Here is a 23747-nt window from a genome sequence, read left to right as displayed (position 1 = left end):
CAGACGGCGGGGTGAGCCCCGCTCAGGTTTCGATGTAACGCTCTGGTGGCTGGTGCAGGCTGATGCCGGCATCAAACAGCACGTTGACCAGTTCGACGATCATGATCGCCGACAAGCCCCAGATCTTGTATTCGCCATAGCGGTAGCTGGGCACGTACCAGCTGCGCCCCTGATAATCGATACGGTGGGTATGGTCGCGCGGGTCCTGGCGGAAGAATTCCAGCGGCACGGTGAATACTGCCGCGATTTCGGCATCGTTGGCACGGTATTCGACGAAGTCGGGAATAAGCCCGACGAATGGCGTCACTTTAAGGCCGTGCAGCGAAACAAGCGGGCTGAGCGGGCCTATCACTTCCACCAGCCCAGGCGGCAGGCCGATCTCTTCCTCGGCCTCGCGCAGGGCGGTAAACACCAGGTCCGGGTCTTCCGGGTCGCGTCGGCCACCGGGAAAGGCCACTTCGCCACCATGGGTGGACAAGCCCTTGGCGCGCAGGGTCAGGACCAGCTCGGGCGCTTCGCTGCGGGTAATGGGCAAAAGGACCGCCGCTTCAGGGAACCGCCGGTCGGTTTCCAGTGATGCGGGTTGGTGGTTGCTCATTCGGCGAAGTAGCTCGTCCAGCATTGCGCACGCTCGTATCCAAGGCCTGCCTTGCATGATGCACCAAAGCCGCGAAGCACCCAAGCCCCTGCGCTTGCGGCAGACCTGCCTGCACGCCAAGATAGCCCTGAACAAAAGGAACCTCACATGAAATTCTGCAGCGCGTGCGGCCAGCCGGTCACTCAGCGGATTCCCGAGGGCGATAGCCGCCTGCGGTATGTCTGCGAGTCTTGCCAGACCATCCACTACCAGAACCCCAACATCGTCGCTGGCGTACTACCGACCTGGGGCAGCCAGGTGCTGCTGTGCCGGCGCGCCATCGAGCCACGCCGTGGCTTCTGGACCCTGCCTGCCGGGTTCATGGAGAACGGCGAAACCATCGACCAGGCCGCCCGTCGCGAAACCGTCGAGGAAGCCTGCGCCCGGGTCGGACCCATGAGCCTGTACCAGCTCTTCGATTTGCCGCACATCAACCAGGTGCATGTGTTCTTCCGCGCAGAACTCGCAGACCTGGCGTTTGATGTGGGTATCGAAAGCCTGGAAGTGCGGTTGTTCGAACAACATGAGATTCCGTGGGGCGAGCTGGCTTTCCGCACCGTCACGCGCACACTAGAATGCTACTATCGCGACCGCATCGGGGCGCACTACCCCATAGGCCATGAGTACCTGCCGCCGATGAACGTCTCGACCTCGACCTCTACTTAGAAGAAGCCTTCAGGGATACCGTTCCATGCGCTGGTTGCTTGCCCTTTTCTGCCTTTGCGTTACCTCGGTGTCCCAGGCGGCCTTCACCGAGACCATCATCCGCAAGCCCGTGCCGGCAGCGCAAACGCCGTCGCCTTCGCAGCAGGCCATGCAACCGCTGATCGACAAGGTGCTGGTGATCAAGTCCGAGCGTCGCTTGCAGCTGATCAGCCGTGGCGAGCCGCTGAAAACCTACCGCATTTCCCTGGGCAAGCAGCCCAAGGGCGCCAAGCAACGCGAAGGCGATAAAAAAACCCCTGAAGGCCTGTACTGGCTGGACTGGCGCAAGCAGAGCGACCGCTTCAACCTGGCCATGCACATCAACTACCCGAACGTGAGCGATGCCGCCCGCGCCACGCGCGAAGGGGTGAGTGCCGGCAGCATGATCATGATTCACGGCACGCCGATCAACGACGAGTACCCGGAGTGGTACTTCCATACCCTGGACTGGACCGACGGGTGTATTGCCATGCGTAACCGTGACATGCAGGAGGTCTGGGACCTGGTACGTGATGGCACGTTGATCGAGATCAGGCCCTGATATAGGGCCTTCCGGCAAAGGTTGTAGGAACCTTCCCACCACTTTACGCGACCTTGCCTCACAGTTGCTTAGGCAAGGTACTGCATCCAGGCGAATGCCTTAATTTTTAGCATCCACGCAGACGAGTACGAAGACCGTACATCATTTGCGGGGTGTATCAATGCCGTGCCTGTTTTACCGCATCGCCCGTTGGCTGCCAGCCAGTTGCCTGTCAGGCCTGTTGTCCATCGCCCAGGCGCTGGCCGACGACCCGGCCAGCCAGCAACTGCGCGATCAACAGCATGGGCTGCGGCAGCTGGAGCAACAGCAGCGCCTGGAACGCTGGCAGCGTGCGCCCGCCGCAGCTCAACCCACCGACAGCACGCCTCGCCCCCCCCACGACGCCCGCTGCTGGGCAGTCGATGGCGTGCGCGTGGCGGGCAACCACCAGCTTTCAGACACGGCGCTGGCGCCAATCATCCGCGCCCTCACCCCTGCCTGCATGGGCATCGCCGACATAAACCGGCTGCTCCAGGCCATCACCCGGCGCTACGTGCAAGCCGGCTATCCGACCAGCCGACCTTACCTGCGGCAAGCACCAGAGAACGGCGCACCGTTGGACATCGTCATACTCGAAGGCTTTGTCGAATCCATCGAACTGGCGGGCCCCGACCTGCCCTTGTCCCTCTCCAGCGCATTCCCGGGCCTGCTTGGGCGGCCACTGTACCTGCCAGACCTTGAACAAGGTCTGGACCAGCTCAACCGCCTGCGCGCCTACGAGCTGACCGCCACCCTGCTGCCCGGCGAACTGCAGGGCGGCTCGCGCGTGGTGGTGCAGCCAGACAAGGTCGCGTCACGATGGCACCTGGACAGCCGCTTCGACAACCGTGGCAGCGAGCTGACCGGTCGTCACCGCGTCAACCTTGGCATTGGCCTGGACAGCCCCTTGGGCCTCAATGATGACCTGCGCCTGTCGCTGACCAGCACCGTGCTCGATACCCCTGGAAAAAGCCAAGGTCTATCGCTGTACTACAGCATCCCCTATGGCGCCTGGTCGCTGTCGCTCAGCGCCAGCGAACTGCGCTACCAGGCGCCGCTGCCCGGCAGCGACAAGGCTGCCGACGGCAGCAGCAGCTATCAGGGCCTGGGTATCGAACGGGTATTGTGGCGCAACGCGCAAGGCATGCTCAGTGCCAGCGTGCGGCTGGACCGCAAGCAATTGGTCAACCGCAGCGCTGGCGCTGTCATCGTCCAGCAAAGCCCGACACTGACTACGGTGGAAGCCGGTATCAACCTGCTCTGGCTGGAGGGTGGTTTGTGGAACGGCTACCTCGGGGTTGCCCAGGGCATTGACGCATTCGGTGCCGACCAATCGCCACTGGGTGCGCAGCGCCTGCGCCCGGACTTTCGCAAGTACCGCGCCAGCCTGCTGCACCTGCGCCAGGGCCCGGCCCGTAACCCATGGCGCTGGCAGAGCGAGCTGGGGCTGCAGTACAGCGGCGATCAGTTACCTGCCGTCGAGCAGTTACTGGTCAGTGACGACTCTGCCGTGCGGGGGTTTCGTCTGCGCACTTACTCCGGCGCCAGCAGCGCCGTCTGGCGCAACACGTTCAGCCAACCGCTGCCCCTCCCCTGGGCTTCTCCCGTCCAGGTTCGCCCGTACATCGGCCTGGATCTGGGCTGGACCCGTACCGCCCAAGGCAACCCGTCACAACGCCTGGCAGGGGCGGCCGCCGGGCTGGAGCTGAGCCTGCCCGGCAGCCGCCTGCGCCTGGACTACCAACGCGCCTTGAACGCCAGCGACCTGCCCCGCCCGCTGCTGGAACCGGGGTTTTGGGTACTGGACTGGACCCTGAGCATCTGATTCACCCACAACAAAGAGAACGAGAAAATGCAAACACTCTCGCAGTTACCGCCCATTCGCCCGAACACCCTGCGCTGGGCCATCTTCCTCGCCTTGCTCGGCTCCAGCGCCGCACTGGCAGACAGTGCGCTGGAGGCAGCCAGCGGACCGGGTGGCATGCCGGTCATCCACAACGGCCACGGAATACCGGTGATCGACATCGTGCCGCCCAATGCCAGCGGGTTGTCCCACAACCAGTTCATCAACTACAACGTTGGCAACCCTGGCCTGGTGTTGAACAACGCCACCGGAGCCGGGCAGTCGCAACTGGCCGGCGCTTTGGCCGCCAACCCGCAGTTTCAGGGCCAGGCCGCTTCAACCATCCTCAACGAGGTAGTCAGCCGCAACGCTTCAATGATCGAAGGGCCGCAGGAGATCTTCGGGCGCCCGGCCGACTACATCCTGGCCAACCCCAATGGCATCACCCTCAATGGCGCAAGCTTCATCAACACCACGCGCGCAGGCCTGGTGGTTGGCACCCCGGAATTCGAGCAGGAGCAACTGCGCTACCTCGACACGCTCAACGCCAGCGGCTCTCTGCAGGTACTGGAGCAGGGGCTGAGCAATACCGCTGGCGCCATTGAGCTGATTGCGCCGCGCGTGGACAGCAAAGGCCTGCTGATGGCCAGCGAAGCGCTCGACATCACGGTCGGGCGCAACCGTATCGACAGCCGCAGTGGCGAGGTGGTCGAACACCTGCCCAGCCCCTCGTCGAGCATTGATGCCAGCCTGTTCGGTGCAATGCGCGCTGGGCGGATCCGCGTGGTGAGCACGGCCGAGGGCGCAGGCGTGCGGGTGGGCACATCACAGATTCTGGGCACGGAGGGGGTGGAAATACGCTCGGCGGGGCGTCTGCATGTCAGCGGCGAGGCCGACACCCCCGCCGAGCTGCGCAGCGAGCACGGTACACTGAAACTCACCGCTGCCGATGACCTGACGCTGGAAGCGGTCGACGGCCAGGCCCCGCGAATCGAAGCCAAGGCCGGCAAGAAGCTGACGCTGGATGCCAAGACCCGCGAGCGCATCGAACACGACACTGACAGCTGGAACAAAAAGTTCTTGTTCATCACCCGCGAAACCTACAACCGCAAAACCACCACCACCAAGCAGCAGCAACAGGGCAGCCAATTGCTGGGCAGTGACAGCGTGCTGCTGCAGTCCGGTGACGACATGCGCATGACCGCCGCGAACGTGGTGGCAGGCAACACGCTGACGGTAGACAGCAGCGCCGGCCTGGACATCGTGGCCGGCATCGACAGCCAGCGCGTCGAAGAGCAGGTGCGCCATCGCAAGGACTTGTGGCGCGGTGACCGGGATACCGATCAGCTGAAGGAAACCGCAAACGGCAGCACTCTCGGCGCCACGCACATGACGATCAAGGCAAGCGGCAACCTCAATGTTCAAGGCAGCAGCTTGCAAAGCCGCGGCGATATGGCCATCCATGCGAAACAGGCTGATATCGGCACCACCACCCTGCAAGAACGCGGAACCGGGCGTAACTACCGTGGCGACCTGGTATCAGGCACCTTCTTTGCCGACCGCGAAGGGAACGACAGCGAGGGCCAGGCCATTGCCGGCAGCACAGTTGCCAGCGATGGCAAGCTTACCGTGACAGCCGAACAGGTCGCCATCAAAGGCAGTACCGTGCACGGCAAACAGGACGCGGTGCTTTACAGCGACAAAGGGGCGCTGGCCATCGAGGCTGACCACAGCCGCAGCACTTCCACCCACCGTACCCAGGACAGCAAGCTGTTCGGCCTGATTGGCAATGAGCATGAAAGCACGGACCGTAAACAGCAGGTACTGGTCAGCGACGTCAGCTCGGCCAGCAACCTGCGCCTGGCCAGCGCCGCCGATTTACGCATCCAGGGCGCCAAGATCGAAGCTGGCAAGCACTTGCAGGTCGAGGCTAAAGGCGATCTGCGGGTGGGCAGCGCGCAATCGGTCGATGAGCGCGAAACCCGCGACCAGCATCGCGGCTTCACAGCCAGCGCCAGGCAAACCCAGGAAGCCGAGGATGGCAAACCCGAGTCCCGCCAGTACGCAGCTGGCGTGGCGTACGAGGTGGCTACCAGCACCAGCAGGCAACGCACGACCGGCCAGGTCGCCAGTGAACTCAAGGCTGCCTCGGTGGGCATGAACAGTGGCGCACACCTGCAGGTCAACGCCAGCAAGGTCCAGGCCACTGCCGGTGGCCTTGATGTACAGGCGCGTAAAACGACGCTGGGCGCAGCCCGCAATGACCGCGACGCGACCACCAGTACCACCCACAGTGGTGGCGGTTTGACGGTAACCGGCGGCATCGACCGGCTGGGCAGCGCGTTCGAAGGCCATCACAACCGCGAGGTGCGGACTGAGCGCGAAAGCAAGGTGCAGCGCAGCGAGTTGCAAGCCAGCGGCGATCTTGAATTGCGCAGCGACGACCTGGTCACCGAGGCCGCACGCGTCAAGGCCGGCAACACCTTGCAGGTGACCGCAAAACGCATCGACAACCGCGCGGTGCAGGATACCCAGGCGCATGAGCAGCGCCGTGACGACTGGTCGGGCAGCCTGGGCGCGAGTGTCGAGTACCGCGACCTGACCCGCCCCATCGAACGCCTGGTACTGGGTGAGGAAGCCGCTCGCTTCCAGCAGGCCTCGCCCGAAGATGCCATGGCGCTGCCCAGCGCAGGTGCCGACATGACCGTCGAGCACCTCAAGCGCCTGGAAAACCAGCGCCGTGGTTTTGCCCAGGTGAGCGAGCTGTCAGGGGCCAAGGCCGAGGTCAAGGCCGACGCCCTTGCAGACCAGGGCACCCAATGGCGGGCCACTGCCGGCTCGCTGAAGATCGAGGCGCAGCAACATGATTTGCGCGCCGCCAGGAACAGTGAGGAAACCAGCGTACAACGTCTGACCTATGGCGGCGACGCACGCCTGGACACCAGCACCGGCAAGGACCTGAATGTGCGCGTGGCAGGCAAAGGCGGGTCGCTGGATAAAAAGGATAGCGCCAGCACGGCTGTGCCGGGCAGCCTCTACGGGCAACAGGGTATCCAGGTCCAGCTGGGGAGCGATGGCCGCTACGAAGGCGCCCGCATCGATGGCGGTGAAGGCAGCGTGGTCATGCACAGTGCCGGCTCGCTGGCCCTGCTGCAGGCGACCGACCAGGCCGAACAGCAGTCACGCCAGCTCGACGGCAATGCCTGGACCAAAGTCGGCAATCGACCAGGCAGCACCGGTGTCGATGGCCGTGGCTATCTCGACCACGGCCAACAGCTGAGCACGCAGACCAAGGCCCAAGTGGCGCAAATCGACGCCAAAGGCGAGGTGCAGCTGACCAGCACAGGCGACCTGATGCTCGAAGGCACCCGCATTGGCAGCCGAGCGGCCAAGACCGGCGACATTCTGGTGCAAAGTGGTGGCCAGCTGCAGGTCAAGGCCGCCAGCAATACCCAGCAAGCCACCGGCGCCAAGCTGGGCGGCGGCCTGGAGCTGGCGGTGAAGGCAGGCGAGACCAAGGGGGGCGCCATAGGCGGCCACTTCAGCCACGGCAAGCAGAACGAAAATGCGCGGCAGGCGGTCGATGCCCAGTTTGCAAGCAACGGCACACTGACCCTGAGCAGCAATGCCCGCGAGGACGTCGCCCTGCACCTGCAAGGCCTGCAGGCCACGGCCGGGCAGATCAGCCTCGAGGCCCCGAATGGCGGTATGCGGGTGGAGGCCTCCTCCAACCAGGAGCAACGCGACAACCTCGACATCACCGCCGGTGCCGGTTTCAACATCGCCCAGGGCGCACTCGACACACGCGGCGTACATGGTCGCCTGAAGGTGGCACTCGACAAGCGCGACAACCTCACCTGGAATGCCAGTGACCTGCGCGCCGAGCGCATCGACCTGAAAAGCCTCAGCGACACCCGGATCGAGGGCACAAGCCTGGAAGCGGGGCACATCGGTGGCGCGATCGACGGTGACCTGTACATCGCCAGCCGCAAGGACAGCGTCGATACCCTGAGTGTGAACGGCGATGCCAGGCTCAGCCAGGAGAAAAACCCGCAGGGCTATGTCAACGCAGCCACTTCGATGGCAGGGCCGTTGGCGAGCAAGGTCGAGAAAAAGGCCGGTCCGGCCCTGAGCAAGGCTGAGCCTGGGTTCTCGCCAACCTTCAGCCTTGACGTGTCGCATGTGCAGCGCGACGGCGTGGCCCATCAGGCCGTGCTCAAGGGCCGCGACGGTATCGACCTGCAGGTCGGTGGCAATGCCCGGTTGCTGGGGGCACGCGTGCAGTCGGCCAAGGGCGACGTGGTGCTCGACGCCGACGCGGTCACCCGGGAAACGCTGAGCGGTCGTGACTATCGCCGGGACGTGTCGCTCAATGCATCCAACTCGCCAGTGGACCTGGGCACGGCCATCGCCGAGATGGCCAAGGGCAAAGGGGCTGCGGAGGGGGAAAATGCGCTGGACCTGGGTGTATTGAGGACCAGTGGGTACAGCCGCAGCGAGCAATGGGCTTCGAGTGTGCAGGGTAAGAAAAACTGAAGCACACGCGCAGGCCGCGCAAGACCAAGTCGAGCGGCCCCGGCAGGAGCAACCGCCCCTGCCGGGGGCCGCGTCAGGTTGCGTTTTACCAGCGTAGGTCTCGCTGCCCCGCCAGCGCCTGGGGCCCGAGCCATTGGGCGCCCCGCAACAATGGCGTCAGTGCCGCCTCTGGTTGCAGCTCGAATACCACCTCTGCCCGGCGCGCCCCCAGGTCGGCATCCACGGCCAGTTGATGCTGCCCCTGCTGCGCCAGTTGCCCACGAAGCCGCCACCCACTGTGGCAGTCCATCTCCAGCCAGCCCTGCCCCAAGCCCAGTGACCATGGCTCGCTCAGGCCCAGGTCGGTTACCGTTACGCGGCCTTCGCTGGCTCGGCATAGCCGCCCTGCCCCCTGCACCTTCAACGCGCCCTGCCACTGACCCGCCAGACGATAATCCGTGGACACCGTCGCCTCGGCGCCCCGTGCGGTAACCTCCATCTGCCAGCGCCATGGCCAGCCCGCGATGTGCAACTGCCAGCCCTGCCCCTGGACGCCAAACTGCGCATCCGCCTGCAAGTGCCAAGGCTGCACCACCCAGCGCAGCGGCCCGACTGGCCCTAACTGATGTGCCTGGCCTTGCCAAAGGCTCCCGCTCACCTCACGCATTGGCAGGCCGGACGCACGCACCAGCCAATTGGCCGGCAGCTCAACCAGCAGCGTCAGCACGCAGACCAGCAGAACCCACACCATCGCTCTGCGGTTCATGGCTGCACCCGCACATCGAACCTTAACCCCTTGCCATCCAGCTCCAGCCCCCATTGCAGCGGCTGTGCGCCTTCTGCGCGCAGGCTTTGCAACCAGCCTTGCAGGGCCCGCTCATCAGCCACCTGGCCCTGCAGTTGCCAGGTGTTGCCCTGCACATCGACCTCGGCCAGTTCGATCTGCCGGGCCTGGGCCGACTGGCGTAGCCGTTCCAGGTTCAGCCCGGGGCCGCCATGCAGGTTGGCGGCTTGTTCTGCCAGCCCCCGCCACTGACTGAGCTCGCGCCATTGCGCCAAGCCCTCGCGCACCGCCAGGAAGGTCAGCAACACGGCAATCAGCAACCAGGCGAATTTCAGCCGATGGCGCTGCATCCAGGCCCGGTTCATGCGGCCACCCCCAAGTCGAAGACCACTTCACCACCCTGTACCTGTACGGCAGCACCGGCAGCGTTGGCCATGTCCTGCCAGGGTGGCGCGGCGCCGTCGCCCTCTAGCCGCAAGTGCCAGCGCTGGCCGTCGAAACGCACCGCTTGCAGGCGCCAGCCGGGGTGATCCTGCAGCCAGGCCTGTAACGCTGCCTGCAAGTCTTCAAGCTGGCGGGTGCGTACCTGCTGCTGAAGCTCGCTTTCGCGCAGGCGCTTGAGGGCCTGCGCGGCGTGGCGTGGGCTGGCCTGCTCGCCCGTCACGGCAATGACCTGAGCGCGCCAAAGTTGTGCCTGGCGCCATTGCTGGCTCAACCACAGCCCGCCCCAGACTGCCGCCAGTACCAGGCAGGCTGCCAACAGTCGTTGCTGCGGGCGTGAAACGTCGGGCAACGAAGGGGCCTTGCGTGCACGCTCGAACAGGCCGGGTATCGTGTCGAGCGGCGCAAGCGCGCCTGGCCAGTTTCCACTCAGCGGCACGCTTTGCAGATGTGCCCACGGTTGCTGCGGCGTCTCACCCAGTGCTTGCGGCCATGCCAGCCAATGTTCCTGCCCGTCCTCGGCCAGCCCTTTGTACAAGGACATGCCGGGCGTGCGCTGCCAATGCCAGGCGGTGCCTGCCTCAGGCCCCGGCAGCAACTGCAACTCCGCCCAGCAACGCTCTACCTGCCAGCCCCATGCGGCACACTGCCCGCGCCAGCCGTCCAGTTGCTCACGCGCCACCACCAGCAAGCGAAGGTGCCCCGGCGCACGGGCCAGGCACGCGCAGCTGACTTCGTCCGGCGGTTGCAGCAAGCGGTCTTCGAGCAACAACGGCCACTCCTCACGCTTGAGCCCGGGTGGGGCGGGCACGTGGAAGAGGCTGCAGGCCTCGGCAGGCAGAATCAGGGCAACCCGGGCTTGCAGGTTCGCCGGTGGCTCACCCTGCCCCTGGCTTTGCACGGTGCCACCGTCCGCCAGCGCCCAGTGCCAGACATCACCCGGGCGCAGCAGCAACCAGGGCTGAGCAAATCTGCGCTGTCGCCATTCAAATTTCATGAGCGCCCCCACGGGAGGGCGAAGGTGCAGACATAAGGTGCTCCATCACGCTGCAGTTCCAGGCGCACGCCACGGCCGGGGTGCGCAGGCTGGTCAGAAGGCCAGGCCAGCCAACGGCCGCCCTGGTAATAAAGGATATTCATGGCACCGACCCGGTCGAGCCGCTCACGCTGTACCCAGTGCGGTGCGGCGGCGGCGTACAGGTCGGCCGAGCTTTCCAGCAGCAGGCGCTGCTCACGGGGCTCGAAGCGCAAGCGCTGGCGTTGCAGGCGCGAGCCGCCTTCGGCTTGCGGCAGGCCGGTGATGGCAACCCACTGCAACTGGTTGCTTGCCGGTTGCCAGTCCAGCCAGCGGCTGGCCAGCGGCAGACGCTGGTCGTAGACGCGGCGCAGCACCGGGCTGTCGAAACGCCGCTCAAGGGCCAGGCAAAAGTCCAGCACCGAGGTTTCCTGGGTGGTCACCTGCAGGCGCTCGCGCACTTTCAGCCAGCCATTGACCAACGCAGCGAGCATGATGCCGAGCAGGACGGTCAGGGCCAGGGCGACCATCAGTTCGATCAGGGTAAGGCCTGCCTGGCGGCGCTTCATGTATTGATGCTCGGGTTCAATGCCTGCACAGAACCTTTGTAGGAGCAGTGGTGGCGAGCTTGTCATGGGCGCTCCAGAAACACGGTGTACTGGCCCAGTGGCACGCGCTGGTCGCGGTCGGCGAACAGTTGCAGCTCGCCACGGCGCAGGTCGCGCACACCAGTGCGGCGCAGTTGCAGTTGCCAATGACACGGCTGGCCACCCTGGCTCAGTTCACCCCTCACCGGGTTGGCGGCAGGCCAGAATTGCTCGACGGCGAAGCGTGTTTGCAGTTCGCGGGCACACAACAGGCCAAGGCGGTGTTGTTGCAGGTTGTGCTGCACGGCCAGGCGCTGACGCAGGACCTGGCTGGTGATCACCGCCAGCACAGCGGCGATCGCCAAGGCCACAGTGACCTCCAGCAAGGTGAAGCCACGCTGGCGTCGCTTCATGGTGCAACCACGACCTGTAAACGGCCATCGCGGCTCCAGGCCCATTGCTGGCTGCCATCGGCCCAGCGCCAGCGCACGCTGCCCGGCTGTGCCCAGCCATGCGGGGTAAACACCAAGTGGGGCTGCGGGCTGGCGGGCCAGTCCGGGTGCAGGCCCTTGGGCCAGTCGCCAAGCCCGACCGCTTCGACCACCCAGGCATTCCCCTCACGCCGCACGAACTCCGGGCGTCGGCCATTCCAGCGCAGGCCCCGCAGTTGCCCGGCATGCCGGGCCAGCGCGGCCTGGGCGCGAGTTTCGCTGGCCAGGCGTTGCAGGGCCTGATCGACACGGGCCTGGCCACCGCCGAGGCCGACCACTGCCAGGCCTGTCATCAGCCCGGCGATGGCCAGCACCACCAGCAATTCGATCAGGCTGAAGCCCCGCTGACGGCGCACCCTTACAGCGCCCAGTTACCCAGGTCGGCATCCTGGCCTTCGCCGCCTGGCTGGCCATCGGCACCCAGCGAGTACACATCAACCCGGCCATGTTCACCGGGCATGCGGTACTGGTACGGGGTGCCCCACGGGTCTTGCGGCAGGCGTCGCACATAGCCGTCGCTGCGCCAGGCCCGCGGCAGCGGTTCCTGGCTAGGTTTTTTCACCAGTGCGGCCAGGCCCTGCTCGCTGCTGGGGAAGCGCAGGTTGTCCAGCCGGTACATGTCCAGCGCCTGCTCCAGGGTGGCCAGGTCGGCCATTACCTTCTGCTTCATGGCTTTGTCCTGGTTGCCCAGCACGCTGGGTGCAACCACGGCGATCAGCAGGCCGATGATGAAGATCACCACCATGATTTCCATGAGGGTGAAACCGCGCTGGCGGTTACGTCGATGCTGCATGGCAGTGCTCCTTGTATTCACAGTTGCAGGCCCTGGTTGAGTTGCATGATCGGCAGCAGCACCGCCAGCACGATGAACAGCACCACGGCGCCCATCACCAGGATCATCAGGGGTTCGAACAGTGCCATGGCGGTATCCACCTGGCGCGCAAAGCCACGCTCCTGGTCGTCGGCCACACGCTCGAGCATGTCGGCCAGGGTGCCGCTGGCCTCGCCGCTGCCGACCATGTTCACCAGCAGCGGCGGGAATTGCTGGCTGGCATCCAGGGCACGGTGCAGGCTGGTGCCGCCCTGCACTTGCTGGCGCACCTGCTCCATGGCCAGGCGTATGCGCCGGTTGCCGACGGTTTCGGTGGCCACTTGCAAGGCTTCGAGCAGGGCCACGCCACTGCCGCTGAGAATCGCCAGGCTGCGCGCCAGGCGTGCGCTTTCCAGCACCTGCAACAGGCTGCCGATACGCGGCAAGCGCAGCAGCAACTGGTCACGGCGCAGGCACCAGTGCGGCTTGCGCAGCAGCCAGGTGCCAAGCCCACCCGTCAATAGCGCCAACCCCAGCAACCAGGGCCCGGCGTGCACCAGCCCCTGGCTCAGGCCGATCAGCAACGCGGTAATCAGCGGCAGGCTTTGCCCGGCGTGGGCAAACTGTTCGGTGAGCTTGGGCACGACAAAGGTCATCAGGCCGATGACCACGGCAAGCGATACGCCCATCAATACGGTGGGGTAGATCAGCGCAGTACGCGCCTTGTGTTGTTGCCGTTGCACCTGTTCCAGGTGGTCGGCCAGCCGGGTCAGCACCTGTGCCAGGCGTCCGGAGCGTTCGCCGGCCTCGACCAACGCGCAGTACAAGCCAGTGAACGGCGCCCCCTGGCGGGCCAGGCTGCGGGCCAGGCCCAGGCCTTCGGCGAGAGCGCCGCGCAGGGCCACCAGCACACTGTGCAGGGCCGGCTGGCGCAGTTGGCGTTCAAGGGTGGCCAAGGCATCGACCAAGGGGATGCCGGCACCGGTCAGCGTCGCCAATTGACGGGTTAGCTCACACAGTTGGGGCTGGCTCAGACGCTGGCGCCGGGGTTGCCGGTTGCTGATGTCCTGGCGCTGCAACTGGCGGGCAAACAGGCCCTGCTCGCGCAGCAACTGGCGCGCATGGCGTTCGCTGTCAGCCTGCAGGCTGGCCTTGCGGGTCTTGCCGGTGAGGTCCACGGCCAGGTAGCGATAGGTCGGCATGGGTTAGCCCTGCACCACGCGCAGCACTTCGGCCAGGCTGGTCTCGCCACGGGCCAGGCAGTCGCTGGCCATCGCGACCAGGCTCTGCCGGCGTTCGGCCAGGTAATCCTGCATGGCCAGTTCACTGGCGCCGTCATACAGCAAGCCGATCAGCCCGGCATCCAGCTCGATGAATTCGTACAGGCCCACGCGCCCGACATAGCCGCTGCCCTGGCACAGCTCGCAGCCCACCGCGTGGTAGCTGCTACCCAGCGCCGCCAGTTCCGGCCACAGGCCACGCTCGGCATGTTGCAGCGGCTGCGCTACGGCGCAACTGCACAGGCGCCGCACCAGGCGCTGGGCCAGCACCCCACGCAGGCACGAGGCAATCAGGAACGGTTCGATGCCCATGTCGCGCAGGCGGGTCACCGCGCCCACGGCACTGTTGGTGTGCAGGGTGGACAGCACCAGGTGGCCGGTCAGGCTGGCCTGCACGGCGATCTGCGCGGTTTCCTGGTCACGGATTTCGCCGAGCATGATCACGTCCGGGTCCTGGCGCAGAATCGCACGCAGGCCACTGGCAAAGGTCAGCCCCGCACGCGGGTTGATAGCGGTCTGGCCGATGCCGGCGATGGCGTATTCCACCGGGTCCTCGACAGTGAGGATGTTGCGGCTGCCATCGTTGAGGCTGTTGAGGCTGGCGTACAGGGTGGTGGTCTTGCCTGAACCGGTCGGGCCGGTGGACAGCACGATGCCATTGGGGCGGGCCAGGCAGCTGCGCAGGCCTTGCAATACCGAGGGCGGCATACCCAGGTTGCCCAGCGCCAGCAAGCTGGCCTGCTTGTCGAGCACACGCATGACCACGCGCTCGCCATGAATGCCGGGCAGGGTCGAAACCCGCACATCCACCTCACGCCCTGCCGCGCGCAGGGTAATACGGCCGTCCTGGGGCTGGCGCTTCTCGGCGATATCCAGGCGTGCCATGACTTTGATCCGCGACACCAGCATGGCCGACAGCGCACGTGGCGGGCGCAACACTTCGCGCAGGTGGCCATCGACCCGCAGGCGCACCACCAGGCTTTGCTCGAAGGTTTCGATATGGATATCCGAGGCACGCAGGCGCAGGGCCTGGCCGAACAGACCATTGATCAGGCGGATTACCGGGGCTTCGTCATCGCTTTCCAGCAGGTCTTCGATCTGCGGCATCTCGCTCATCAGGCTGTCCAGGTCGACCTGGTCGCCAATGCCTTCGATCAACGCTTCAGTGGCGCCATCGCCAGCCTGGTACAGCTGGCCGAGGCGCTCATCGAACACGGCAGGTTCCAGGTATTCGAGCCTGCACGGCTGGCCATGCACCCGCAGCAGCTCCTGCACCTGGGCACTGTCGGCGTCGGGCCGCAGCCACAGCTGCCAGCCCTGTTCCGTGGTGGTCATGGCCACCCCGCTCTGCCGCGCCTGGCGATAGGGCAGCATCACCAGGCACCGCCTTCGAGGCGCGCGCGGCTGGAGGGGAATACCTGCAACAGCGGCGTACCCTCGGCAAGGTCCGGCAGTTGCAATGGCGTGGTCTGCTGCAAGGTGCGGTATTTTTCTTCGCTGAGCCCGGCCAGGCTCGGCCCGTCCCGCAGAATGCGCGGGCGGATGAACACCATCAGGTTCTGCTTGGTGTTTTTGCTGGCATCGGAGCGGAACAGCCGGCCCAGGTAAGGGATGTCACCGAGCAGCGGCACGCGCTGGTTGCTGGTGCTCAACTCGTCGCTGATCAGGCCGCCGAGAATGACCAGGCCATTGTCTTCCACCATGACTTTGGTCTTGATCTCGCGCTTGTTGGTGATCACGTCACTGGCCGCGCTGGACTCGGCGATCGACGACACTTCCTGGACAATGTCCAGGCGCACGCTGTTGTCGATGTTGATCTGCGGCTTGATGCGCAGCTTCACCCCGACTTCTTTGCGCTCGATGGTCTGGTAGGGGTTGGCGTTGTTTTGCGTCACCGAGCCGGTAACGAACGGCACTTCCTGGCCGACCAGGATCGATGCTTCGGCATTGTCCAGGGTCAACAGGGTAGGCGTGGACAGCAGGTTGAAGCCGCTCTTGCCCTTCAGCGCATTGACCAGCATGGCAAAGTTGAACCCGCCGCCGAAATGGCCGATGCCCGCCGTGGCGCCGGTAGTCGCGGACAACAGGTCGCCAAGGGCCTGGTTGTCACCGCCGGCAGCAGCCCCGGCAATGTTGGCGATGTTTACCCCATTGCTGCCGAAATTGACGATGCCGGCCCCGAATTTTTCGTCGGCAAACAGCCATTGCACGCCCAACTCCTGGGCGCTGCTATCGGACACCTCGGCGATGATGGCCTCCACTACGACCTGGGCGCGGCGGATGTCCAGCTGTTCGACGATGGTGCGGTAGGCGGCCAGCTCGCTGTCGGGGCCGACCATGACCACGGCGTTGGCGCCTTCTTCGTACTCCAGACGGATGCCCGGGGCACCGGCAGCGGCCATCACCGGCCTGTCCTTTCCCTCGCCTTCGCCCGTGCCTTCAGCCGGCGCCATGCCTTCCTGACCAAGCCCGCGCAGCACCTTGACCACTTCACCTGCGTTGGCGTGGCGCAGGTAGATGACTTGAGTACTGCCGCTGCCGGGTGCTTCCTGAGGGCGGTCAAGCTGGCGCAGCAAGCTGGCGATACGGTCCAGGTTGCTGCGCCAGTCGGTTACCACCAGCTGGTGCGCCGCCGGGTACGGGGTGATCACCCCCACCCGTGGGTCGATCAGCGGTTTGAGGATACCCAGCACCTGCTCGCTGGCGGCGTTGCGCACATTGAATACCCGAGTTGCCACGCTGTCACTGCCCTCGCCCTGCTGCCCAACCGCCTCCACCGGCACCGGCTCCAGGCGCGCGGCCTGGTCGGGGACAATCTTCACGCTGCCGTTGGGCAGGTCGACGGTGGCGTAGCCCTGGGCGCGCAACTGCGCCAGGAAGATGTCGTAGATGGCATCGGCGTCGTGCAGGTCAACGGTGCGCACGGTGACCTTGCCCTTGACCCGGGGGTCGACGATGAAGGTGGTGCCGGTGATGCGCGACACGCTGTCGATGAACTCGCCCAGTTCGGTGTCGACGAAGTTCACCTCGTACATCGGCGTACCATTTTCATCGAACACTGGCTCTTCGGCGCGGGCCTCAGGCAGGCCTGTGGCCAGGGCCAGGCTCAACACGGCGGCCACGCAGTATCTAACAGGCATCGTTCATCCTTGCCGCTTGAAGCCGGTCACGGCGGGGCGTGGCGGCCAGGGCAAGCGTTCACGCCGCCCCTGGTTGTTGAAAATCAGGCCATCGGTGTCGATGTCCTGCAGCACGATCCCCGGCGCCAGGCGCTGACCGCGGGCCAGGGTGCGCACCTGCTGGCCGTAGCGCAGCACCACTACGCTGGAAGACAGCGGCTGCGCCCTGAGGCCGCCGAGGTAGTGCAATGGCAGGCGGGTAATGGCGATGGCGCCATCGTCGATGGGCGCTTGCCAGTGCCCGACCATCAGCCCGGGCAGCGGGTTGGCGGCGGCCGTCGGCGCGATGGCCGGTTGCGGCTGGCGGCTCAGTTGCAGCACGCACTGGGCGGCTAGCCAACCGGCCAGGGTCAGGCCAACGCCGGTGAAAACGCGCGAGGCCAGCGTCACGAGGCCAACTGCCGTGGGTGCCAGCCCGGATGCCCCTGCACGTAACGCACTTCGGGCAGTTGCAGCGGTGCCAGCTGCCAGTCGCCACGCTGCCGGGCGAGCCAGGCTTCGACCCGTTGCCACAGGGGTTCGCCAGCCTGGCTTTCAAACTGCAGGCCGAAGGTGCGGCACAGGCCCTGCACTGGCTCCAGCCCAGTGACGCGCTTGCCTTGCGGGCTGTAGCTGACGCGCCAAGCCTGGCTCTGCCAGCGGGGCAGATCCTGGCTGTTGTCCAGCAACAGCGGGTCACCGAACAACTGCTCTGCCGCGTTCTCCAGCACTTGCTCCACTTGCCGGGCCGGCGCTTCGACCACCGGCGCCGGGTAGCCACCGGTGAGGCTGATCAGGTGTTCGCGTGTGATCGATGCACCTGCGGGCAGCGGGTAGTCGTAACGCAGGCCCGGCAACAGCACGGGCATGCTGCTGTCATCGGCCAAGGCTTGATGCAGCAGGCGGTCCCAGCTACCGCCACGGGTATCGCGGCGCCACAAGGCCTGAGGCGCACGGGCCAGCGGTTGGTCGAGCCACGCCGCATGGCCGGCACGTTGCTGGCGCAGCTCTGCCTGCAATGGCGCGACGCGCAGCTGCGCGGCAGGCGCCAGTTGTTGTTCAAAGGCCGGGAAAAAACGCCCGTCGAAGTGCCACTGCCCGGCCACACGCTGGCAGCGCAGGCGGAACGCACCGCTGCCCCGGCAACCGGCGAACAGCACCGGTACCCGGCGACCACTGGCTTGGGTTACCTCGACGGGCGCCGGCCACAGGTCCTGGCCACGGGCGCACAACAGCACATCGATGTGGGGCACACGCTCGGCCAGCCAAAGGCCGGGGCCGGTGCCGACATCGGCCATGGCCACCACCAGGTCGGCCTCGCGCCGGGCCTGCTCGAAGACCGGCTGAAGTGACTGGTACCACTGTTTGAGAGAGGCTTTCTGGTCTTGGGCGTAGGGGTCGGTCACGCCGACCACGGCAACCCGGGCGCCGCCGCGCTCGAAGACGTGCAAGGCTTCCAGGCCCAGGGCCTGGCGTTGCCCGTCCGCCAGGCCGGCGCCGAGGCTAACTGCACCCGCCTGGCGATACAGCCCTGTGCTGCGTTGCGGCCACAGCACACGCTCGTCACTGCTGACCCGCGCTTCGATACCCAGCAGTTGGCTGCCCTGCACCCCGCTCTCGCCCTGGGTCAGGTAGGCCAGCCCACTGCCGTTCCAGCCCTGGCCATTCTCCAGGGTCAGGCTGTTGCCTGCGCCGGCCTCGCCGCGCAGTTGCTCCAGCAGGGCCGCCAGCACCGCATAGCCGCCGAGCTGGGCTGATGTTGCCTGGCTGGCATCGAGCAGCGGCGCCAGCTGCGGGTAGGCCAGGCTGGCGCTGCTACCGGTCATCCACGGCGCGCGGCCCAGGTGGCTGACCGGCCCCAGGCGGGTGGCTGGCACCACGGCCTGGCCGGGTTGGCGGGCATCGAGGGTATCGGCCACGTACAGCAGGTCGAGCCGGGCGTTGCCGCCCTGCTGCCCAGGGAAGGCGGAACAGGCGCCGAGCAGCGGTGCCAATGCCCCGACACCCATCCAGCCGATCACTTCGCGCCTGTGCACACTGCTCGCCATCGCACCCGCCATCCTTTTTCGCACCATTCAGGGCCCCGGATGTTGCGGCGTTGGCATTACAGTTTGATGGCAGAAATCCGACAGCAATTCCAAATTGATCTGTCAGTGTAATTTCTAAGAGCGCGCCGTTTTAAAAGCCCCTTAACATTTCTGCCAATCAATCATCATATTTCCCCCCTAAAGTCGCGGGTTCCTCTAACTCAGCCACTACAAGGACACCCTGATGAGTCGAGATACCGGCGACAACCTGGACCGGAACCACAGCGGCAACATGCCGATGGCCAATGTCATGGACGCCTACCTGAGCCGCCGCAGCGTGATGCGCGGCAGCCTGGGCGCCGCCATCGCCATGATCGCCGGTACCGGCCTGACAGGCTGCTTCGACGGTGGTGGTTCCGATCACGATGATCCGGTCACCGAACCACCGGTGACCGAGCCGCCTGTCACCGAGCCAGAGGTGCCGAAACTGGCACTGGGCTTCCAGTCCATCCCCGGCTCGCGTACCGACGCCTGCGTGGTTGCCGCCGGCTACAGCGCCTACGTGCTGGCGCCCTGGGGCACGCCACTGAACAGCAACGCCAACCCATGGAAGCCCGACGGCAGCAACACCTCGACCGACCAGGCCAACGCCATGGGCATGCACCATGACGGCATGCACTTCTTCCCTATCAACGGCAGCTCGGAGGACGGCCTGCTGGCGATCAACTTCGAGTACATCGACACCGCCGCCCTGCACCCGGCCGGCCCGACCACCGATGTCAACGGCAAGCGCCCGGTCGAGGAGGTGCGCAAGGAAATCAATGCCCATGGCGCTGGCGTGGTACGCCTGCAGAAAGTCAGCGGCCGCTGGCAAGTGGTCGACAACGACCCGTTGAACCGCCGCTTCACCACGGCTTCGCGCATGGAAATCACCGGCCCGCTGCGCGGCACCGACCACGTCAAGACCAAATACTCCACCGCCGGTACCCACTGCCGCGGTACCAACAACAACTGCGGCAACGGCTATACCCCGTGGGGCACCTACCTGACCTGTGAAGAGAACTGGCCGGGCATCTTCGTCAACAAGGGCACCCGCCCCGAAGACCAGCGCCGCATTGGCGTAGGCACCTCCAGCGGCCAGTACAAGTGGGAAAGCGCTGCCGGTGACAGCACTGAAGTGGCTGACGAATTCGCCCGTTTCGATGTGACCGTCAAGGGCGCCAGCGCTACCGACGATTACCGCAACGAAGCCAGCACCTACGGCTATATCGTCGAGATCGACCCGTACAACAGCAGCACCCTGGCCACCAAGCGCACCGCCCTGGGCCGTTTCCGCCACGAGGGCTGCGCACCAGGCCTGCCTGTCGCCGGCAAGCCGCTGGTGTGGTACATGGGTGACGACTCGAACAATGAGTACCTGTACAAGTGGGTGTCCACCGCCGTGTGGGATGCCGCCGACGCCACTCCGGCGGACCGCCTGGCCACCGGCGCCAAGTACCTGGACCAGGGCAAACTCTACGTGGCCCGCTTCAATGCCGATGGCACCGGTGTATGGCTGCTGCTGGATGTGGCCACTGCCACCACGGGCGGTAGCACCTTGGGTGCGCTGTATGGTGACCTGCCGGGCATCATCCTCAACACCCGGGGTGCCGGCGATGCCGTGGGTGCAACACCGATGGACCGCCCGGAATGGACCACGGTCAACCCGCTGAACGGCGATGTGTACCTGACCCTGACCAACAACAGCGCGCGCACCCCGGAGAAGGTCGATGCGGCCAACCCGCGCGGCCCGAACCGCCACGGCCATATCATTCGCTGGCATGACAGCGACGACCAGTTGAGCTTTACCTGGGACATCTTCGTGTTCGGCGCCAACGCGGCCGGTACCGCCGACATCAACCGCTCCGGCCTGACCGAACTGAACCAGTTCGCCAGCCCCGACGGCATGAGTTTCGATAGCCGTGGCGTGTTGTGGTTCGAGACCGACAACGGCGAGAGCACCCTCACCGATTACACCAACGACCAACTGCTGGCGGTGATCCCTACCGACCTGGTGGACGCCACCGGCAAGCAGGTGCCGGTGAACGCACAGAACCAGGTGGACCTGCGCCGCTTCTTCGTTGGGCCGAATGACTGCGAAGTGACCGGGATTGCCTTTACCCCGGACAACAAGACCTTGTTCGTGAACATTCAGCACCCGGGGAACTGGCCGTATACCGACAAGGCGATCGATGCTGCGCCGGCCGGAACCAAGGTAAGGCCGCGGGCTTCGACGGTGGTGATTCAGCGGATTGATGGCGGGGAGATCGGGACTGCCTGATCGAGCTGTTTACGGGCCCGCTTTGCGGCCCTTTCGTCGGCAAGCCAGCTCCCACAGGGATATCACAGGCCATGAATGCCTTGGTTTCCTGGGGGAGCTGGCTTGCCGGCGAAAGGACTGCAAAGCAGCCCCGGCAATATCGAGCCCTACCAGGCCATCGGCTCCCGGCTACGCACCCGCACCTGCTGCGCCGGCACCCGGGCATGCCATTGCACCACTCCCAGCGCCTCCACCTGAAACTCGCTGCGTATCACCCGCCCCTCTTCCTCGAACGACAGCTGCAGCAGGAAGTACCCGCTGTTGAGCAGCAAACCCTCACTCAGCCGTTCAAACGTTTCGTCATCCACCGCCCCTAGCGCCTGGCGCAACGCGGCCGCATCCACATACCCCGACGCCGGCCGCCCGCTGATGATGCGGCTGAGCAGCGACCGCGAATAGCGCCCTTCGTACAGCGCTTCCAGCAACGGGAGGTGCTCCAGCCCGAGCGCATTGGCGTTCAGACGCCAGCCGGTGATCTCGGGCAAGGCGCACAGCATCGGATAACGCGCTTGGCGGCTGGCGTCCGGCTCCAGCAACAGGTTCAGTTCGCTGGTGTCGAGCATCGGCTGGTTGGCCGCCAGGCGCGGCGGTTGCTGGCGCAGGTACTGGGCACTTTCGGCGCCCTGCAGGCGGGTGTCGCTGTCGGCGTCGAGCCAGTCGGCCAGCGCATCGACCAGGCGTTCGGCGGCCATGTCGTCGCCCAGCAGGTGACGCAATTGGCGCTCGGCGCGCTCGCCATCGGCACCCAGCAGCGCATTGACGTTGAAGCAGGTGTGCTGGTCGCGCACCCGCAGCTGCGCCTGCCCGGCGCCAAAGTCGTAATTCAGCGGCTGCCCCCGCAAGGCCTGCCAGAACAGCGGGCTAAGCCGCCAGGCGGGGTCGCGCAGAGCCTGCTCGGCATAGGCCAGGCCGGCCTGCTCCATAGCCCGCACCTGTATGCGCTGGTGCAGCAGGCGCACTTCATCCACCTGGCGCCGGCCATCTTCCACCAACCAGGCCATGCCCGCCGCCAGCATTGCCAGCACCACCATCACCATCAGCAGGGCCGCACCCTGCTGTTGCCTGCCACCCATTCGTGCGTGCCTCGCTCGCAGAATAAAGACGCCAGTCAACACGCGGTGTGTTGCAGGTAGATGGCAATGCCAGTCCGTCATCTGCGCGTCATCTGCACGAGGCAGGATTGCCCTTCCTTTTCATGACCTTACAGGAGTGGTGGCAATGGGTGGCATTGGAATCTGGCAACTGGTGATCGTACTGCTGATCGTATTCCTGCTGTTTGGTACCAAGCGCCTCAAGGGCCTGGGCAGCGATGTGGGCGAGGCGATCCAGGGTTTTCGCAAGTCCATGGGCGGCGACACTGACGCCAGCGCAACTGGCCAGGCGCAGGTTCAGCAACAGGCCCCGCTGACCGGCCAAGCCGCGCAGCAGCCTCAAGCGGACCGTCAGGCCTGATGTTCGAGGTAGGCTTCAGCGAGCTGCTGCTGGTGGGCGTCGTCGCGCTGCTGGTGCTGGGCCCGGAGCGCCTGCCGGTTGCAGCGCGCACCCTCGGGCGCGGCCTGGGCCAGGCACGCCGGGCCATGTACGCCTTGCGCACGCAGGTAGAACGCGAAATCGAGTTGCCCAACCTCGACAGCGCACCGCTGCAGCGCCTGGAACAGGAAATACGCCAGGGCATCAGCCTGAACACGGTGCCGGCCAATGATGCCACCACGGTCGCCGCCCCCAAGGAAAACGCCTCATGAGTATTGCCATGGACCCGACAGCCAGCATGCCGCTGACCGAACACCTGCGGGACCTGCGCAAACGCCTGGTGCGTTGCCTGGCACTGGTGGCCCTGGTATTCGCCGGCCTGTTCCCCTTCGCCCAGACGTTGTACACGCTCATCTCCGAACCGCTGCGGCGCTTTTTGCCGGAAGGCGCCAGCATGATCGCCACCAGCGTCACCTCGCCGTTTCTGACGCCGTTCAAGCTGACCGCAATGTGCGCACTGTTCATCGCCATGCCGCTGCTACTGCACCAGGCATGGGGCTTTCTGGCACCGGGGCTGTACCGCCGTGAGCGGCGCATTGCCCTGCCACTGCTGGTGTCGAGCATCGTGCTGTTCTATGCCGGCATGGCGTTCGCGTTCTTCCTGGTATTCCCGATGATGTTCGGTTTCTTTGCCAGCGTGACGCCGGACGGTGTGGCGATGATGACCGATATCAGCCAGTACCTGGACTTTATCCTGGCGCTGTTCCTGGCATTCGGGCTGGCGTTCGAGATACCGGTGGCAACGTTCATCGTTGTCTGGGTGGGGTTGGCGGATGTGGCCACATTGCGGCGCAGCAGGCCCTACGTGATCGTCGGGTGCTTTGTGGTGGGGATGATTTTGACGCCACCGGATGTGTTTTCGCAGACGATGTTGGCGGTGCCGATGTGGGTGCTGTTCGAGGTGGGGTTGCTGGCTTGTGCCGGGTTGAAACGGCCTGAGCCAGGCAAGGAGATTGTGGCTGAACTGTAGGGCCTGTTCGCGGGCACGCCCGCTCCCACAGGGAT

Annotated in this window: 22 protein-coding genes; 8 read left to right on the top strand and 14 right to left on the bottom strand. The window is 65.5% G+C overall.

Annotation, left to right across the window (positions count from 1 at the left end; translation table 11 throughout):
- Positions 1-22 precede the first annotated feature (22 nt).
- On the bottom strand, positions 23-622 hold the full coding sequence (locus tag OZ911_RS05205; protein ID WP_016485137.1) for a CoA pyrophosphatase: 600 nt from the start codon (positions 620-622) through the stop codon (positions 23-25).
- Positions 623-745: 123 nt separating this feature from the next.
- On the opposite strand from OZ911_RS05205, the gene OZ911_RS05200 reads away from it, so the two are divergent.
- The 4 genes from OZ911_RS05200 (at position 746) to OZ911_RS05185 (ending at position 8280) form a co-directional block, all read left to right on the top strand.
- Positions 746-1303, top strand: coding sequence for an NUDIX hydrolase (locus OZ911_RS05200; RefSeq protein WP_016485135.1), 558 nt, complete (start codon positions 746-748; stop codon positions 1301-1303).
- A 25-nt stretch (positions 1304-1328) separates the two neighbouring features.
- The gene (locus OZ911_RS05195; RefSeq protein ID WP_016485134.1) at positions 1329-1883 is read left to right on the top strand and encodes a L,D-transpeptidase family protein; all 555 of its coding nucleotides are present in this window, start codon (positions 1329-1331) and stop codon (positions 1881-1883) included.
- 160 nt (positions 1884-2043) lie between these two features.
- Positions 2044-3726 carry a ShlB/FhaC/HecB family hemolysin secretion/activation protein gene (locus tag OZ911_RS05190; protein WP_016485133.1) on the top strand — a complete coding sequence of 561 codons (1683 nt, stop codon included), beginning with the start codon at positions 2044-2046 and terminating at the stop codon, positions 3724-3726.
- A 27-nt stretch (positions 3727-3753) separates the two neighbouring features.
- A complete protein-coding gene (locus OZ911_RS05185; protein WP_023047331.1) occupies positions 3754-8280 on the top strand; it encodes a hemagglutinin repeat-containing protein in 4527 nt (1508 codons plus the stop codon).
- Positions 8281-8365: 85 nt separating this feature from the next.
- On the opposite strand, the gene OZ911_RS05180 is transcribed toward OZ911_RS05185, so the two are convergent.
- The 12 genes from OZ911_RS05180 to OZ911_RS05125 form a co-directional block, all read right to left on the bottom strand.
- Entirely contained in the window at positions 8366-9025 is a 660-nt protein-coding gene (locus tag OZ911_RS05180) for a general secretion pathway protein GspN (protein ID WP_031311783.1), read from the bottom strand.
- Positions 9022-9408, bottom strand: a complete 387-nt coding sequence (gene gspM / locus OZ911_RS05175) for a type II secretion system protein GspM (RefSeq protein ID WP_024717656.1) — start codon at positions 9406-9408, stop codon at positions 9022-9024. The genes OZ911_RS05180 and gspM overlap by 4 nt, the downstream gene beginning before the upstream one ends.
- On the bottom strand, positions 9405-10481 hold the full coding sequence (gspL, locus tag OZ911_RS05170) for a type II secretion system protein GspL (RefSeq protein ID WP_024717655.1): 1077 nt from the start codon (positions 10479-10481) through the stop codon (positions 9405-9407). Before gspL ends, gspM begins: the two co-directional genes overlap by 4 nt.
- Positions 10478-11068 carry a type II secretion system protein gene (locus OZ911_RS05165; protein ID WP_268968581.1) on the bottom strand — a complete coding sequence of 197 codons (591 nt, stop codon included), beginning with the start codon at positions 11066-11068 and terminating at the stop codon, positions 10478-10480. Before OZ911_RS05165 ends, gspL begins: the two co-directional genes overlap by 4 nt.
- A 62-nt stretch (positions 11069-11130) precedes the next feature.
- A complete protein-coding gene (locus OZ911_RS05160) occupies positions 11131-11499 on the bottom strand; it encodes a type II secretion system protein GspI (RefSeq protein ID WP_016485127.1) in 369 nt (122 codons plus the stop codon).
- Positions 11496-11933 (bottom strand): type II secretion system minor pseudopilin GspH, encoded by a 438-nt coding sequence (gene gspH, locus OZ911_RS05155; RefSeq protein ID WP_060517568.1) that lies wholly within the window; start codon positions 11931-11933, stop codon positions 11496-11498. Before gspH ends, OZ911_RS05160 begins: the two co-directional genes overlap by 4 nt.
- A 2-nt stretch (positions 11934-11935) precedes the next feature.
- Positions 11936-12370: a type II secretion system major pseudopilin GspG gene (gspG, locus tag OZ911_RS05150; RefSeq protein ID WP_016485125.1), complete on the bottom strand. Its 435-nt coding sequence runs from the start codon at positions 12368-12370 to the stop codon at positions 11936-11938.
- Positions 12371-12387: 17 nt separating this feature from the next.
- On the bottom strand, positions 12388-13590 hold the full coding sequence (gspF, locus tag OZ911_RS05145) for a type II secretion system inner membrane protein GspF (RefSeq protein ID WP_016485124.1): 1203 nt from the start codon (positions 13588-13590) through the stop codon (positions 12388-12390).
- A 3-nt stretch (positions 13591-13593) separates the two neighbouring features.
- A complete protein-coding gene (locus tag OZ911_RS05140) occupies positions 13594-15042 on the bottom strand; it encodes a GspE/PulE family protein (RefSeq protein ID WP_023049353.1) in 1449 nt (482 codons plus the stop codon).
- Positions 15042-16808 (bottom strand): type II secretion system secretin GspD, encoded by a 1767-nt coding sequence (gene gspD / locus OZ911_RS05135; protein WP_175444041.1) that lies wholly within the window; start codon positions 16806-16808, stop codon positions 15042-15044. Before gspD ends, OZ911_RS05140 begins: the two co-directional genes overlap by 1 nt.
- Positions 16809-16811: 3 nt before the next feature.
- Positions 16812-17237 carry a pilus assembly protein PilZ gene (locus OZ911_RS05130; RefSeq protein ID WP_070086882.1) on the bottom strand — a complete coding sequence of 142 codons (426 nt, stop codon included), beginning with the start codon at positions 17235-17237 and terminating at the stop codon, positions 16812-16814.
- Entirely contained in the window at positions 17234-18874 is a 1641-nt protein-coding gene (locus OZ911_RS05125; protein ID WP_096425649.1) for a bifunctional UDP-sugar hydrolase/5'-nucleotidase, read from the bottom strand. The genes OZ911_RS05130 and OZ911_RS05125 overlap by 4 nt, the downstream gene beginning before the upstream one ends.
- A 223-nt stretch (positions 18875-19097) precedes the next feature.
- Between OZ911_RS05125 and OZ911_RS05120 the strand changes: the two genes are divergently transcribed.
- Positions 19098-21173, top strand: a complete 2076-nt coding sequence (locus tag OZ911_RS05120) for a PhoX family protein (protein WP_023048691.1) — start codon at positions 19098-19100, stop codon at positions 21171-21173.
- A 146-nt stretch (positions 21174-21319) separates the two neighbouring features.
- Here the strand turns inward: OZ911_RS05120 and gspK are convergent, their stop codons facing one another.
- The gene (gene gspK, locus OZ911_RS05115; RefSeq protein WP_070086996.1) at positions 21320-22285 is read right to left on the bottom strand and encodes a type II secretion system minor pseudopilin GspK; all 966 of its coding nucleotides are present in this window, start codon (positions 22283-22285) and stop codon (positions 21320-21322) included.
- Positions 22286-22430: 145 nt separating this feature from the next.
- Here gspK and tatA point away from each other — a divergent pair, with 145 nt between their 5' ends.
- From tatA to tatC, 3 genes are read left to right on the top strand one after another with little or no spacing between them, the layout of a single operon-like run.
- Complete coding sequence (gene tatA, locus OZ911_RS05110) at positions 22431-22664, top strand: twin-arginine translocase TatA/TatE family subunit (protein WP_023049536.1); 234 nt, start codon at positions 22431-22433, stop codon at positions 22662-22664.
- A complete protein-coding gene (tatB, locus tag OZ911_RS05105) occupies positions 22664-22954 on the top strand; it encodes a Sec-independent protein translocase protein TatB (RefSeq protein ID WP_070086995.1) in 291 nt (96 codons plus the stop codon). The genes tatA and tatB overlap by 1 nt, the downstream gene beginning before the upstream one ends.
- Positions 22951-23712: a twin-arginine translocase subunit TatC gene (gene tatC, locus OZ911_RS05100; protein ID WP_070086994.1), complete on the top strand. Its 762-nt coding sequence runs from the start codon at positions 22951-22953 to the stop codon at positions 23710-23712. The genes tatB and tatC overlap by 4 nt, the downstream gene beginning before the upstream one ends.
- The last annotated feature ends 35 nt before the right edge of the window (positions 23713-23747 follow it).

This window comes from Pseudomonas fortuita (assembly GCF_026898135.2).
Lineage (GTDB): Bacteria > Pseudomonadota > Gammaproteobacteria > Pseudomonadales > Pseudomonadaceae > Aquipseudomonas > Aquipseudomonas fortuita.
The sequence above is the reverse complement of the archived record's forward strand: the minus strand, read 5'-3'. Positions and strand labels throughout refer to the sequence as shown.